12 protein-coding genes are annotated in these 13,933 nt (G+C 66.7%); 6 read left to right on the top strand and 6 right to left on the bottom strand.

Annotated features, from left to right (window positions below; genetic code table 11):
- Positions 1-6 precede the first annotated feature (6 nt).
- Positions 7-1,041 carry a phosphotransferase family protein gene (locus tag GR303_RS04110; protein ID WP_161721269.1) on the top strand — a complete coding sequence of 345 codons (1,035 nt, stop codon included), beginning with the start codon at positions 7-9 and terminating at the stop codon, positions 1,039-1,041.
- Between the two features lie 4 nt (positions 1,042-1,045).
- On the opposite strand, the gene GR303_RS04105 is transcribed toward GR303_RS04110, so the two are convergent.
- The 5 genes from GR303_RS04105 to GR303_RS04085 all read right to left on the bottom strand — a co-directional run bounded on the left by GR303_RS04105 (position 1,046) and on the right by GR303_RS04085 (position 7,036).
- Positions 1,046-1,243, bottom strand: a complete 198-nt coding sequence (locus GR303_RS04105) for a hypothetical protein (RefSeq protein WP_161721270.1) — start codon at positions 1,241-1,243, stop codon at positions 1,046-1,048.
- Positions 1,244-1,313: 70 nt separating this feature from the next.
- The gene (iolB, locus tag GR303_RS04100; RefSeq protein ID WP_161721271.1) at positions 1,314-2,117 is read right to left on the bottom strand and encodes a 5-deoxy-glucuronate isomerase; all 804 of its coding nucleotides are present in this window, start codon (positions 2,115-2,117) and stop codon (positions 1,314-1,316) included.
- Between the two features lie 12 nt (positions 2,118-2,129).
- Positions 2,130-3,014: a myo-inosose-2 dehydratase gene (gene iolE / locus GR303_RS04095; RefSeq protein ID WP_161721272.1), complete on the bottom strand. Its 885-nt coding sequence runs from the start codon at positions 3,012-3,014 to the stop codon at positions 2,130-2,132.
- A gap of 157 nt (positions 3,015-3,171) precedes the next feature.
- Entirely contained in the window at positions 3,172-5,019 is a 1,848-nt protein-coding gene (gene iolD, locus GR303_RS04090; protein ID WP_161721273.1) for a 3D-(3,5/4)-trihydroxycyclohexane-1,2-dione acylhydrolase (decyclizing), read from the bottom strand.
- Between the two features lie 103 nt (positions 5,020-5,122).
- The gene (locus GR303_RS04085) at positions 5,123-7,036 is read right to left on the bottom strand and encodes a bifunctional 5-dehydro-2-deoxygluconokinase/5-dehydro-2-deoxyphosphogluconate aldolase (protein WP_161721274.1); all 1,914 of its coding nucleotides are present in this window, start codon (positions 7,034-7,036) and stop codon (positions 5,123-5,125) included.
- A gap of 146 nt (positions 7,037-7,182) precedes the next feature.
- Between GR303_RS04085 and iolG the strand changes: the two genes are divergently transcribed.
- A complete protein-coding gene (gene iolG, locus GR303_RS04080) occupies positions 7,183-8,172 on the top strand; it encodes an inositol 2-dehydrogenase (protein ID WP_161721275.1) in 990 nt (329 codons plus the stop codon).
- Between the two features lie 263 nt (positions 8,173-8,435).
- Here iolG and GR303_RS04075 read toward each other — a convergent pair whose 3' ends face one another.
- The gene (locus GR303_RS04075) at positions 8,436-9,281 is read right to left on the bottom strand and encodes a MurR/RpiR family transcriptional regulator (RefSeq protein WP_161721276.1); all 846 of its coding nucleotides are present in this window, start codon (positions 9,279-9,281) and stop codon (positions 8,436-8,438) included.
- Positions 9,282-9,567: 286 nt separating this feature from the next.
- Here GR303_RS04075 and GR303_RS04070 point away from each other — a divergent pair, with 286 nt between their 5' ends.
- The 4 genes from GR303_RS04070 (at position 9,568) to GR303_RS04055 (ending at position 13,796) form a co-directional block, all read left to right on the top strand.
- Positions 9,568-10,509: a sugar ABC transporter substrate-binding protein gene (locus tag GR303_RS04070; protein ID WP_161721277.1), complete on the top strand. Its 942-nt coding sequence runs from the start codon at positions 9,568-9,570 to the stop codon at positions 10,507-10,509.
- 74 nt (positions 10,510-10,583) lie between these two features.
- On the top strand, positions 10,584-11,726 hold the full coding sequence (locus GR303_RS04065) for an ABC transporter permease (RefSeq protein WP_343038380.1): 1,143 nt from the start codon (positions 10,584-10,586) through the stop codon (positions 11,724-11,726).
- Positions 11,726-12,511 (top strand): ATP-binding cassette domain-containing protein, encoded by a 786-nt coding sequence (locus GR303_RS04060; RefSeq protein ID WP_161721278.1) that lies wholly within the window; start codon positions 11,726-11,728, stop codon positions 12,509-12,511. Before GR303_RS04065 ends, GR303_RS04060 begins: the two co-directional genes overlap by 1 nt.
- Before the next feature lie 172 nt (positions 12,512-12,683).
- A complete protein-coding gene (locus GR303_RS04055; protein ID WP_161721279.1) occupies positions 12,684-13,796 on the top strand; it encodes a Gfo/Idh/MocA family protein in 1,113 nt (370 codons plus the stop codon).
- Positions 13,797-13,933 lie beyond the last annotated feature (137 nt).

Below are 13,933 nucleotides of genomic sequence, written 5' to 3'. Positions count from 1 at the left end.
CGGATCATGACGAACCCAGCGGTAGCCCATCTCGAGACGGAGCGTCTTGGTCCCTACCTGTCCGCGCATGTCCCCGGGTTCGGGGAGTTCGTGGGCGCCGAGAAATTCGCCGGCGGGCAGTCGAACCCCACCTTCCTGGTCACGTCGACGCAGGGCCGCTTCGTGCTGCGGCGCAAGCCTCCGGGCACTCTCCTCAAGTCGGCTCATGCGGTCGACCGGGAGTACCGCATCATGGCAGCGCTCGCCAAGACCGACGTGCCGGTGCCGCGCGTGCTGCACCTGTGCGAGGATGATGCGGTCATCGGCTCCATGTTCTACGTCATGGACTACGTGGAGGGCCGGATCTTCTGGGACGGCAGGCTGCCGGACCTGTCGCCTGAGGAACGGGGGGCGATCTACGATTCCATGAACGGCGCGCTCGCCGCCCTGCACAAGGTGGATCCCGCCGCCGTGGGCCTTGCCGATTACGGCAGGCCCGGCAGCTATTTCGAGCGCCAGATCGCCCGCTGGACGGGCCAGTACCGCGCCTCCGAGACCCATCCCATTCCGGAGATGGATGCGCTCATCGGGTGGCTCGAGGGCAACACGCCGGCGGATGACGGACGCGTGAGCCTCGTCCATGGCGATTACCGGCTCGACAACATGATCTTCGAGCCGGCTGGAGCGCGCATCCTGGCGGTGCTCGATTGGGAGCTGTCCACCCTGGGCCATCCTCTCGCGGATCTCGCCTATCAATGCATGCAGTGGCGGCTGCCCTCGGAGGGCGCGTTCCGGGGCTTGGGCGGCATCGACCGCAAGGCTCACGGCATTCCCACCGAGGACGAATATGTGGAGCGCTATTGCCACCGCACCGGCATCGATGCGGTCGGCCACTGGCCCTTCTATCTCGCCTTCAGCTTCTTCCGCCTCGCCGCGATCCTGCAGGGCGTCTACAAGCGCTCCCTCGACGGCAATGCGTCGAACCCGGAGCGCGCCCGCCGCATGGGCGAGGCCGTGCCGATGATGGCGGGAATGGCGCTGGGAGTGGTTGGCGCCCGCTGAACCCTCAGCGGTCCCACTTGATGTTGAGCGCGCTGGTGATCACGCGGTCGATCAGAACCGGCGCGTCGGCGGCCATGCGCTCGATCCCCGCCACGGCCCGGCGCGTCATCTGCCCGTTCAGGAACGCGTAGTCCATCACGATGGCGCTCACGAGCGCGATCACGGTCTTGAAGGCGCGCGAGGCGAGATCGGACCAGGTCATGAGGCCTCTTAAGGCAAACGATGTTCGCCTCATGCCCGAAAGGCTCGGGCAGATCAAGCGACAGACGGTCTCACGCCTGCTTCAGCATCCACTCGTGGTCCGGGTCGTTGTGGAACTTCCAGACCCGCTTCGGGCCGGCCATCACGTTGAGATAGTAGAGTTCGTAGCCGTGCGGCGCGCCGACCGGGTGATAGCCCTTCGGCACCAGCACCACGTCGCTGTTCGCCGCCGCCAGCGTCTCGTCGAGAGAGCGGTCGTCGGTGTAGACCCGCTGCAGAGCAAAGCCCGAGGGCGGGTTGAGGCGGTGGTAATAGGTCTCCTCCAGCAGCGATTCGTGCGGCAGCATGTCCCGGTCGTGCTTGTGGGGCGGATAGCTCGACCAATGGCCCGAGGGCGTGATGACCTCGACCACGAGCAGGCTCTCCGCCGGTTCCGTCTCCGGCAGGATGTTGCGCACATGGCGCGTGTTGGTGCCCTTGCCGCGCGTCTCCTGCCCCACCTGATCGGGACCGATCACGCGCGCCGGCAGCCTGCCCTCGCCCGGCGCGGTGCACACGGCGATCTCGCAATCCGTCTGCGCCTGCAGCGACCACTCGGAGCGGGCCGGTGCATAGAGCGACCACGGATCCGGCTCGAACGGCGAGGCGCGCCCGCCGATCGTGCCGAAATCCTGGCCCGCCGCGCCGACGCGCGCACGGCCTGAGAGCATGACGATGCAGGCTTCCCGATCCCCCGTCGCTTGCTTCAGGTTCTGCCCGCTTTTCAGCCGGTAGACCTCGAATCCCACATAGGTCCAGCCGGCGGATTCCGGCGTGATCGCGTGGATGCGCCCGTTGCCATCGGGTTGCGACGGTTTGACGAGAAGCTTCGACATCGTGAGCACTCCTTACCGCAGGCCGGCTTCCTTGAGGTACCGGGTGAGATTGGCATAGCCCATCTTGGCATAGGTGAGCGGATGCGCCTTCTTGGGATCCTGCTCCGCCTCGATCACCACCCAGCCGCTATAGCCCGGCAGTTCCTTGAACACGGAGACGAAATCCACCATGCCGTCGCCCGGCACCGTATAGACCCCCTCGATGACGGAATCGAGGAAGCTCCAGCCTTCCGCGCGCGAGCGCTCCATCACCTCTTTACGCACATCCTTCGTGTGCACATGGCTGATGCGGCTGCGGTATCGGCGGGCGAGCGCCGCCGGATCCGCGCCGCCCCAGGTGGCGTGGCCCGTGTCGAGCAGCAGGTGAACGGCCTCGCCGGTGGAGCGCATGAAGGCGTCGATGTCCGCCTCCGATTCCACGATGGTGCCCATGTGGTGGTGATAGACCAAGCGCACGCCTTCCTGCAGGGTGCGCTCCGCCACCTGGGTGATGCGGCGGCCGAACTCGGCCCAGTCGCCGTCCTTCATCACCGGGCGCTGCGAGAGCGGCTTGGAGCGGTCGCCATGGATCGCGTTCGAGGTCTCGGCGAAGACGAGCACGTTCGAGCCCATGCCCTTCAGGAGATCGAGATGCGGGCGCAGCGCCTTCATCTCGGCATCGGCATCGCGCGTGAGCAGCTCGGCGGAATACCAGCCGGACACGCAGGCCATGTTGAAGGGTGCCAGTGCCTTCTTAAGCGCTTCCGGCTGGCGCGGAAACTTGTTGCCGAGCTCCATGCCCTCGAAGCCGGCTTCCCGGGCCTCGGCCAGACAGACCTCCAGCGGCGTCTCGCCGCCGAGCTCGGGCATGTCGTCGTTGGACCAGCCGATGGGATTGGCCCCGATGCGGATCGTCATGTTCTTCTTCCTTCCTGATCTTGCTTTCTGAGCCTTACCCTGAGGAGGATCTTCAGGTCCGCCTCGAAGGGCGAGGCGTTTCGAGAGACCGCTGGAACCTCCTTCGAGGCGCCGCTTCGCGGCTCCTCAGGATGAGGGCGTCGTTTAGTATAAGCGATCAATCGCCCACCCGCTGCTCAGCGAGGGCTGTCTCATAATCCTTGCGGGCGGCTTTTACCTGATCGCGTGACGAGACCTCCGGCACCGCCACGTCCCACCAATGGCCTCCCGCATCGGTGGAAGCGAGGGGGTCGGTGTCGATGACGATCACGGTGCTATGCTCGGAGCCGCGCGCCTTTTTCAGCGCATCCTCCAGCTCGCCGATGCCTTTCACCTTCACGGCCTGGGCGCCCAGGCTCGCCGCGTGCGCAGCGAAGTCGATGTCGGGGAGCGTCACGTGGTGCGTGTGCTGCAGCAGGTTGTTGAAGCTCACGCCGCCGGTGGCGCGCTGCAGCCGGTTGATGCAGCCATAGCCGCGGTTGTCGAGAAGAACCACGGTGAGCTTCTGGCCCAGCATCACGGAGGTGGCGAGCTCCGAGTTCATCATGAGGTAGGAGCCGTCGCCCACCATCACGATGACCTCGCGGGATGGATCGGCCATCTTCACGCCGAGCCCGCCGGCGATCTCGTAGCCCATGCAGGAATAGCCGTATTCCAGGTGATAGCCTAGGGCGGTGCTCGCCTTCCAATGCTTGTGCAGCTCGCCGGGCAGGCCGCCGGCCGCGCAGACCACCACGTCGCTCGGCTGCGAGGTGCGCTGCACGGCGCCGATCACCTGCGCGTCGGAGGGCAGCTCCGCATTGGTCGGGTCCGTGTAGCGGGCAGCGGTCTCGAACCAGCGCGCCTTCTCCTCGCGCCCCTTGCCCGTCCAGGCCTCCGGCGCCTTCCAGGTGCCCAGCGCCCGACTCAGTTCTTCGAGGCCGACGCGGGCATCGGCCAGGAGCGGCAGTGCGCTGTGCTTCGTCGCGTCGAAGGCCTGTACGTTGAGGCCGACGATGCGGCGGTTCGGATTCTTGAACAGGGCCCAGGAGCCGGTGGTGAAATCCTGCAGGCGGGTGCCGACCGCGATCACCACGTCCGCGTCCTCCGCGAGCGCATTGGCGGCTCCCGTGCCCGTGACGCCCACCGCGCCGAGATTGGCCTGATGGTCGTGGGGCAGGCTCGACTTGCCGGCCTGCGTTTCGCCGACGAAGAGGCCGTGCCTCTCCGCAAAATCCGCCAGCGCCTTTTCCGCGCCGGAATACAGCACGCCGCCGCCGGCGACGATGAAGGGCTTTTTCGCCGAGCGGATCAGATCGGCAGCCCGCGCAAGCTCCGCCTCGTCCGGGCGGGTGCGGCGCGGCATCCAGACCCTCTCCGAGAAGAAGCTCTCCGGGTAGTCGTAGGCCTCGGCCTGCGTGTCCTGGCAGAGCGCCAGCGTCACCGGGCCGCATTCGGCCGGGTCGGTGAGCACATTCATCGCGCGCTGGAGCGCGGGGATGATCTGCTCGGGCCTGGAGATGCGGTCGAAGTAGCGCGAAACGGGCTTGAAGCAGTCGTTGGCCGAGACCGTGCCGTCGGAAAAACTCTCGATCTGCTGCAGCACCGGATCGGGCCGGCGGTTGGCGAAGACGTCGCCGGGGAGCAGCAGCACCGGCAGACGGTTCACATGCGCGACGGCTGCCGCCGTCACCATGTTGGTGGCGCCCGGCCCGATGGAGGTGGTGCAGGCCATCATGCGCCGCCGGCGGGAAGCCTTGGCGAAGGCGATGGCCGCATGGGCCATGCCTTGCTCGTTATGGGCGCGAAAGGTCGGCAGCCGGTCGCGCACCCCGTGCAGCGCCTCGCCCATGCCGGCCACGTTGCCGTGGCCGAAGATGGCCCAGACGCCGCCGAAGAGCGGCATCACCTGCCCGTCGATCTCCGTTTTCTGCGCGGTGAGGAACCGGGCGACGGCTTGCGCCATGGTGAGGCGGATCGTGCTCATGCGTGCTCCAATCGAATGGCGTCGGCGTGGGGCGGACGCAGCCTTCTCAAGTTGGTCTTCAGGATAACGGGAGCGCCCCTGTCATAGGACCGCTTCCGTGAACTCATGCTGCCTTCGCGCGGCCGGAGACCCGCTGCCATGCGTCGACGAGACGCTGGAAGCGGGCGGCCATGTCGGCGATCGCGGCCTCGTCCGTGATCTCGCCCTTCAGCCAGCGGCGCGCGGCGTCGTTGAAGATCGTGCGGCCCACCGCAAAGCCCTTCACCTGCGGCTCCTTGGCGGCGGCGGCGAAGGCCGCCTCCAGCTCGTTCTCCGGAGCTTCCAGGCCGAGCAGCACGATGCCGCGGCAATAGGGATCGTTCCTCGCGATGACGGCGCCGATGGCATGCCAGGCGGCCTCGTCCCGCTGCGGCTCGAGCTTCCACCAGTCCGGCTTGATGCCGAGATCGTAAAGCCGCTGCAGGATGCCAGCCACTGTATCGGTCTTGAGCGCCCCATGCTTGCCGGCGATGATCTCAACCAGAAGCTCGCGGCCGATGCGGCGTGCGGCGTCGTAGAGGCGCAGCAGGTCGCGCTCCTGCTGCTGCTTCAACTCCTCCGGGTCGTCGGGATGATAGAAGCAGAGGCACTTGATGGTGTGCCCCACGGGCCATTCCACCAGCTTCGCCCCGAGCGAGCCGCCGCCCTCGAAATCGAGCGGGCGCGAGCCTGGCAGCTCCACCGGGCGGCCGATCCAGAACGGGTGATCGGCGGCGCGAAACAGCGCCTCGCGGCCGTAGATGCCGTCGATCAGCATGCCGAAGCCGGGGCGCCCGTCGGCAACCCGTGCCGCGGCCTCGACGGCCAGCACCTTGAAGGCCGGAATGCGCTCGACGGGCGCACCGATCTCCTTCGCCATCGCCTCCAGCTGCATGCGGTGGTCGATGGCGAGCGCCATGAGGGTGTCCGCTTGCGGCCGGCGCGTGGTTGCCCAGTGAATGTGGTTGATGCTCTCGTCAAAACGCAGGGCCTTGTGCCGGCTGCCGGCTTTCAGGAAGTGCTGCAGTTCGGGGAAGGTCGGGATCTCCGGCGAGCACAGCAGGCGCGAGACCGCGAAGGCGCCGCTCGCATTGGCATAGGCGCAGCAGGTTTCCAGGGCCTCGCCCTTCAGCCAGCCGCGCAGGAAGCCGGACATGAAGGCGTCGCCCGCGCCCAGCACGTTGTAGACCTCGACCGGGAAGCCCGGCCCCTTCACGCCGTCGTCGAGGGAAGCCGGGATCGCGCCTGGGAACACCACGCAGCCCATGGGGCCGCGCTTGCACACGATGGTGGCCTGCGAGATCGCGCGGATGGCGCGGATGGCGGCCAGCGTGTCCTCGGACCCGCCGGCGATATGCAGCTCCTCCTCCGTGCCGACGATGAGATCGCAATCGGGGAGGATCGGCCTGAGGTGCTCGGTCACCGCATCGGAGCGCACGTAGCGCGATTCGCCCGCCCCGTGGCCGAGAAGGCCCCAGAGATTGGGGCGGTAATCCACGTCGAACACCACCTTGCGGCCGTGCGCCTTGGCGATGCGGATCGCCTTCTTCTGCGCGGCGGCGGTGGTCTCGCGCGAAAAGTGCGTGCCCGTGACGACGATGGCTGCCGCTGAGGCGACGAAGCCTTCGTCGATGTCGTCCTCGGTCAGCGCCATGTCGGCGCAGTTGTCGCGATAGAAGATCAGAGGGAAGGAGTGTTCGTCGCGCACGCCGAGGATGACGAGGGCGGTCAGGCGTTCCCTGTCGGTGACGATGCCCTGCGTCGCGACGCCCTCCCGCGCCATCTGCTCGCGGATGAAGCGGCCCATCGCCTCGTCGCCGACCCGGGTGATCAGGCCGGATTTCAGCCCGAGCCGCGATGTGCCGATGGCGATGTTCGCCGGACAGCCGCCGACCGCCTTGGAGAAGGAGGCCATGTCCTCCAGCCGTCCGCCCACCTGCTGGCCGTAGAGATCGACCGAGGCGCGGCCGATGGTGATCACATCCAGGGCTGGCTTCATGCTATTCCTCCGGCTCCGGGCCTTGTAGAACCGTGTCCGGGCCGCGTGCGGCCTTGCGATTATAGAACGTTTATTCTATTACCACCTTACGCTGGAATATCAATTCCAAATTCGTTATGAGCCGGCAAAGGATCAGGGGGAAGAACATGATCAGGATCGCCGTTCTGGGGGCAGGCCGAATCGGCCGCATTCACGGGCGCAACGCCGCCAGCCATCCCGACGCCCGCCTCGTGGCGGTCGCCGATCCCCATGCGCCGGCCGCGCAGGATCTGGCTGCGGCCACGGGTGCCGAGGTCGCCTCCCTCGACGAGATCGTCGAACGCTCCGACGTGGATGCCATCCTCATCTGCACCCCGACCACGACCCATGCCGACCTGATCGAGCGCGGCGCCCGTGCCGGCAAGGCGGTGTTCTGCGAGAAGCCGGTCGACCTGTCGAGCGCGCGGATCGAAACCTGCCTCGCCACGGTGGAGAAGACGGGGACGCCGCTGATGATCGGCTTCAACCGCCGCTTCGACCCCAACTTCGCCGCCCTCCGCCGCCGTCTCGCCGATGGCGAGGTGGGCGAGGTGGAACTGGTGACGATCCTCTCCCGCGACCCCGGCCCGCCGCCGGTGAGCTACATCGCCACCTCCGGCGGCCTGTTCCGGGACATGATGATCCACGACCTCGACATGGCCCGCTTCCTGCTCCTCGGCGACGAGCCGGTGGAGGTGCATGCGGTGGGTTCCTCCCTCGTGGACCCGGCCATCGGCCAGGCGGGCGACGTGGACACGGCCGCCGTGATGCTCAAGACCGCCAAGGGAAGGATCGTGCAGATCTCCAATTCCCGCCGCGCCACCTACGGCTACGATCAGCGCATCGAGGTCCATGGCTCGAGGGGCATGATCCGCGCTGGCAACATTCACCGCACGACGGTGGAGGTGGCGACCGCATCCGGCATCACCGCCGATCCGGTGCAGGACTTCTTCCTGGAGCGCTACGCGGAGGCCTATCGCGAGGAACTCGCCACCTTCCTCAACGCGATCCGCGACGGCAAGCCGTGCAACCCCACCGGCCGCGACGGCCTCATGGCCCAGCGCCTTGCGGACGCCGCGACGGAATCGGCGCAGAGCGGCAAGCCGGTGCGGCTGTAAGCAACACGCGTCATCCCGGACGGAGCGCAGCGACGATCCGGGATCGCTCGACCAGTCCAGCACTGTCATCCCGGGGCCGCGTAGCGGAGCCCGGGATCCATAACCGCTGGCGTTGCAGGGTAAGGCGCGACGCCGTTCGCCTTCTTCTGAGACATCGTGTTTATGGATCCCCGCCTTCGCGGGGATGACAGTGTCGAGGGTCTGACACCTCATTCTGCATCCGATCCCGGAATCGCTCACGCCGTCCGGGATGAACGTTGCCGTTATCCCTCAGCCCGCTTCTCCGCGGTGCCCACAGCCAGGGCCATCGCCAGCGCGAACGAGGCGGAGAGCGAGCGGAAGGCGCCGAAATCGGCCTCCGCCACTTCCAGCCACACATCGGCGCTCGTCACCAGCGGGCTGAAGGCCGAGTCCGTGATCGCCACCACGGGCACGTTGCGCTGCGCGGCCGCTGCGGCGAGGTCGGCGGTGACGGGCGCATAGGGCGTGAAGCTGATGGCGAGCACCGCATCGCGCCCCGTGGCGGTGGCGAGCTGCTCGGGGCTGAGCTGGCCCACATGATCGATCAGGATCGCCCGCACTCCCAGCTTGCCGAAGGCATAGGCGCAGTAGGCAATGACCGGAAACACCCGCCGCGCGCCGAGCAGATAGATGGTGTCGGCCTTCGCCAGCGTCTCGATGGCGCGGGACAGCTCCTCCGGGCGCACGGAGGCGCGCATCCGCTCCAGCGAGACGGCGGCGGCGTTGATGAAGCCCTCCAGCAGGGAGGCGGCGTGAACATGGTGCCCCTCCGCGTCGCGCAGCCCCTTGAGGCGCTCGCGGTAATCGGGAAAGCGCTCGCGCAGCCGGTCGCGAAAGATCTGCTGCAGGTGGGAAAAGCCGTCATAGCCCAGGCTTTTCGCAAAGCGCACCAGGGTGGAGGGCTGCACGCCGGCATGCTCGGCGATGCCCGCCACCGTGCCGAAGGCCATGTCCTCGGGATGCTCGAGAGCAAAAGCGGCGAGCTGCTTCAGGCGCTTGGGCATCCCGTCGTGCCGGATCAGCAGGAGCGCCCGGAGCCCCTCATAGTCTTCCGGCGCTTCCGTGACGACGGTGCCCGCGCTGCTCATGCTGTCCTCTGTTTCCCTGCCAGACCCACCTGTCCGGACGGGCCTTGACACCGATCCTACAAAAATGGAATAAAAATTCCAATATACCCATAAAAAAGGTTCTGACGTTCCGTTTGGGCGGACGATCGGAGCGGCAGAGGGAACGAACCATGCAGGTGATTCGCGCTTCGGATCATTTGCTTTCTCTCTGTCCGGACAGGCAAGCGGCCAACCGGCCGCGAGGGACATCACGGCACGCCCCCGCGGCTGTGGTGCCCTGGTTGAGAAACCTTTTGGGAGGAAGCCTATGAAAGCATTCGTGACCGGTCTCGCGGCGGCAGCGGCCCTGGCGCTCGCCAGCGCCGCCCCCGTATCGGCCCAGCAGAATTCGCGCATCATCGTGGTCAGCCACGGCCAGGCCAACGATCCGTTCTGGTCGGTGGTGAAGAACGGCGTGGCAGCCGCCGGCCAGGACATGAAGGTCCAGGTCGATTATCGCGCGCCCGAGACCTTCGACATGGTGGCCATGAGCCAGCTCATCGACGCCGCCGTGAACCAGAAGCCCGCCGGCCTCATCGTGTCGATCCCGGACGCTTCGGCGCTCGGCCCCTCGATCCAGAAGGCGGTGGCCGCCGGCATTCCGGTGATCTCCATGAATTCCGGCTCCGACGTGTCGAAGAAGCTCGGCGCCCTGCTCCATGTGGGGCAGGACGAGATCGAGGCCGGCCGCATCGCCGGGGCCAAGCTGAAGGAGATGGGCGGCAAGGTCGGCCTCTGTGTCAACCAGGAGGTCGGCAACGTCTCCCTCGACCTGCGCTGCAAGGGCTTCACCGAAGGGTTCGGCGGCAAGGTGACGGTGCTGCCGGTGTCGAACGATCCGGCCGACGTGCGCGCCAAGGTGAAGGCGGCCGTTGCCGCGGATGGCTCCATCGACACGATCCTGGCGCTCGGCGCGGGCACCGCAGGCGAGCCGTCGGTGGCGGCCGTGAAGGAGGCCGGCAAGACGGGCGCCATCCGCGTGGCGACCTTCGACATGTCCGCAGGCTTCCTCAAGTCGGTTGCCGCCGGCGAGGCGGCCTTCGCCATCGACCAGCAGCAATACCTGCAAGGTTATCTGCCGGTCGTGTTCCTGGCCAACTATGCCAAGTACGGCCTGATCCCCGGCGGCAACGTTCCCTCCGGCCCCAACCTGATCACCAAGGAGAAGGCCGGACAGGTGGTCGAGCTGTCCGCCAAGGGCATCCGCTGAACCGAACTCAAGGCCCGCGGTCCTGAAGGGCCGCGGGCTTGATTTTTCATCGAGTCATGTTGAGGGAGGCGCTCGTGGCGAACACCACCCAGCCGGCCACGGATCTGTCCCCGGCGCAAACCGTCCAGCAGATTCGGGACGAGCGCCTGAAAGAGGTTTCCCTTCTCACCAAGATCATGCGGCGCCCCGAGCTGGGCGCGCTCGCCGGCCTTGTTCTGGTCACGATCTTCTTCATCTCCACCGCCGATGCGTCCATGTTCACGCTGGCGGGCATCATGAACATTCTCTCGCCGGCCGCGCAGCTCGGCATCCTCGCCATCGCGGCGGCCCTGCTGATGATCGGCGGCGAGTTCGATCTCTCCATCGGCTCCATGGTGGCCTTCACCGGCCTCGTCTTCGGTGCCTTCATCACGCTCAGCGGCTGGCCCTTGCTCCTCGCCATTGCCGCCACCTTCGCCGTCGCGGCGGTGCTCGGCGGCCTGAATGGGCAGATGGTGATCCGCACGAGGCTGCCTTCCTTCATCGTCACCCTCGCCTTCCTGTTCATCCTGCGCGGCCTTTCGCTCGTGGGCCTGAAATGGGCGACGGGCGGCTCCACGCAGATGCGCGGCATCGGCGAACAGGCCGGCGAGGGCCTCATCCGCGAGCTCTTCTCGGGCGTCGCCTTCGAGGGCGTCTTCTCGTGGCTGGCCGCGAACGGCCTCATCGCCAAGTTTCCGAACGGCACGCCGACCGTCACAGGCGTTCCGGTCTCCATCGTCTGGTTTGCGGGCTTCGCCCTGCTCGCCACCTGGCTTCTGCTGCGCACCCGCGCCGGCAACTGGATCTTCGCGGCGGGAGGCGACCCGAATGCGGCGCGCAATTCCGGCGTGCCGGTGGACCGGGTGAAGACCGGTCTCTTCATGCTCACCGCCTGCGCCGCGGCGCTTGTGGCGGTTCTCACGGTGCTCGATGCGGGCTCCACCGATGCGCGGCGCGGGTTCCAAAAGGAGTTCGAGGCCATCATCGCCGCGGTGATCGGCGGCTGCCTGCTCACCGGCGGCTACGGCTCGGCGATCGGTGCGTTCTTCGGCGCCATCATCTTCGGCATGGTCTCCATCGGCCTCACCTATACCCGCTTCGATTCCGACTGGTTCCAGGTCTTTCTGGGCGCCATGCTGCTGCTCGCGGTGCTGTTCAACAACTTCATCCGCCGCAAGGTGACGGGAGAGCGCTGATGGATCAGAACGTCCCCCTCATCGAGATCCGCAACCTCGTCAAGCATTTCGGATCGGTGATCGCGCTTTCCGGCGTGTCGCTCACCGTCCACCGCGGCGAGGTCATGTGCCTGCTAGGCGACAACGGCGCCGGCAAGTCGACGCTGATCAAGACGCTCGCCGGCGTTCACCGTCCCACCTCGGGCGATTTCCTCGTGGAAGGCAAGCCCGTGACCTTCGCCAGCCCGCGGGATGCGCTCGATGCGGGCATCGCGACGGTCTACCAGGACCTTGCGATGATCCCGCTCATGTCCGTCACGCGCAACTTCTTCATGGGCCGCGAGCCGGTGAAGGGCATCTGGCCGTTCCGCCGCGTGGATTTCGACCATTGCGACGAGGTCACCCGCGAGGAGATGCACAAGATCGGCATCGACGTGCGCGATCCGCATCAGGCGGTCGGGACCCTCTCCGGCGGCGAGCGCCAATGCGTGGCCATTGCCCGCGCGGTCTATTTCGGCGCCAAGGTGCTGATCCTCGACGAGCCCACCTCGGCGCTGGGCGTCGCGCAGACCTCCATGGTGCTGAAATACATCCACCAGGTTCGCAGCAAGGGCCTCGGCGTCATCTTCATCACCCACAACGTGCGCCACGCCTATGCGGTGGGCGACCGCTTCACGGTGCTCAACCGCGGCAAGACGCTCGGCACATACTCCAAATCCGAGATCCAGATCGAGGAGCTGCAGAACCTCATGGCCGGCGGCAAGGAACTGCAGGCGGTGTCGGCGGAGCTCGGCGGGATGGTGTGATTGTCCAATGTAATGTCTTCATCCATTCAGCTGCAGTGTCATCACCGGCCTTGTGCCGGTGATCCCGATTTGAAAAAGCGCTACGCCTCACCGTATCGGGATGGCCGGGACAAGCCCGGCCATGACGTAAGGGGTCTGCCCTAGCAAGTGATTGGTGTCAGGAGCCCAGGGAATGAAGTCTCTGAACATCGGCCTCATCGGCACCGGCTATATGGGCAAGTGCCACGCGCTCGCCTGGAACGCCGTGGCCCCCGTGTTCGGGGATGTGGTGCGGCCGCGCCTTGCTGTGCTGGCTGAGCATTCGCAGGAACTGGCCGAGCGTAAGGCACAGGAGCTTGGCTTCGCCCGCGCCACCGGCGACTGGCGCACGCTTGTCGCCGATCCGGCCGTCGACGTGGTGTCGATCACCACGCCCAACGCCTTCCATCCCGAGATGGCGATCGCGGCGCTGGAAGCGGGCAAGCATGTGTGGTGCGAGAAGCCCATGGCGACACGCTTGGAGGACGCAGAGCGGATGCTCGCCGCTGCGCGCGCCTCCGGCAGGGTTGCGGCGCTCGGCTACAACTACATCCAGAACCCGATCATCCGCCTGATCCGGCGTCTGCTCGACGAAGGGCAGATCGGCGAGGTCAATCATGTGCGCCTCGAGATGGACGAGGATTTCATGGCGGACCCGGAGGCGCTCTTCTATTGGAAGAGCGAGGCGAGTTCAGGCCATGGGGCGCTCGACGATTTCGGCGTCCATGCCCTGAGCCTGCTCTGGACCCTGTTCGGTGGCATCCGTCGGGTCTGCGGGCATATGGCAAAGCCCTATGCGGATCGGCCGGTGCAGGGCGGGGGGCGCCGGGCGGTCGAGACCTACGACATCGCCACGACCCTGATCGAGCTGGAGACCGGCGCATCCGGCGTGATCGCGCTCAACCGCTCCGCCTGGGGGCGCAAGGGGCGCATCCTTGTGCAGCTCTTCGGCTCCAAGGGCACCATCGCCTACGATCAGGAGCGCATGAACGAGGTTCAGCTCTACACGGCCGATGGGCCGAAGGATCGCCAAGGCTTCCGCACCATCCTCACCGGGCCGCAGCATCCGCCCTACGACAGGTTCGTTCCGGCACCGGGACACGGGCTCGGCTTCAACGACCTGAAGATCATCGAGTGCCGCGAGCTGATCCGCCGTATCGACGGCGAGAGCGCGCATCTGATCGAATTCGAGGACGGCATCCGCATCGAGCGCACGGTGGATGCGATGGCGCGCAGCGCGCATGAGGGGCGGTGGGTGGAGGTGTAGCGGTTTGCGTCATCCCGGGGGCTGCGCAGTAGAACCCGGGATCGTTGGACGAGAATGGCTCCCTTCACCTCTCCCGGTGGGAGAGGTCGGACCGGAGGTCCGGATGAGGGGTTGGTGTCCTGACCGGATGGAACTGT

It is taken from the genome of Microvirga arsenatis (assembly GCF_009910705.1).
In the GTDB taxonomy this organism is placed as follows: Bacteria; Pseudomonadota; Alphaproteobacteria; order Rhizobiales; family Beijerinckiaceae; genus Microvirga; species Microvirga arsenatis.
This window is presented reverse-complemented; position numbering and strand designations above follow the sequence as displayed.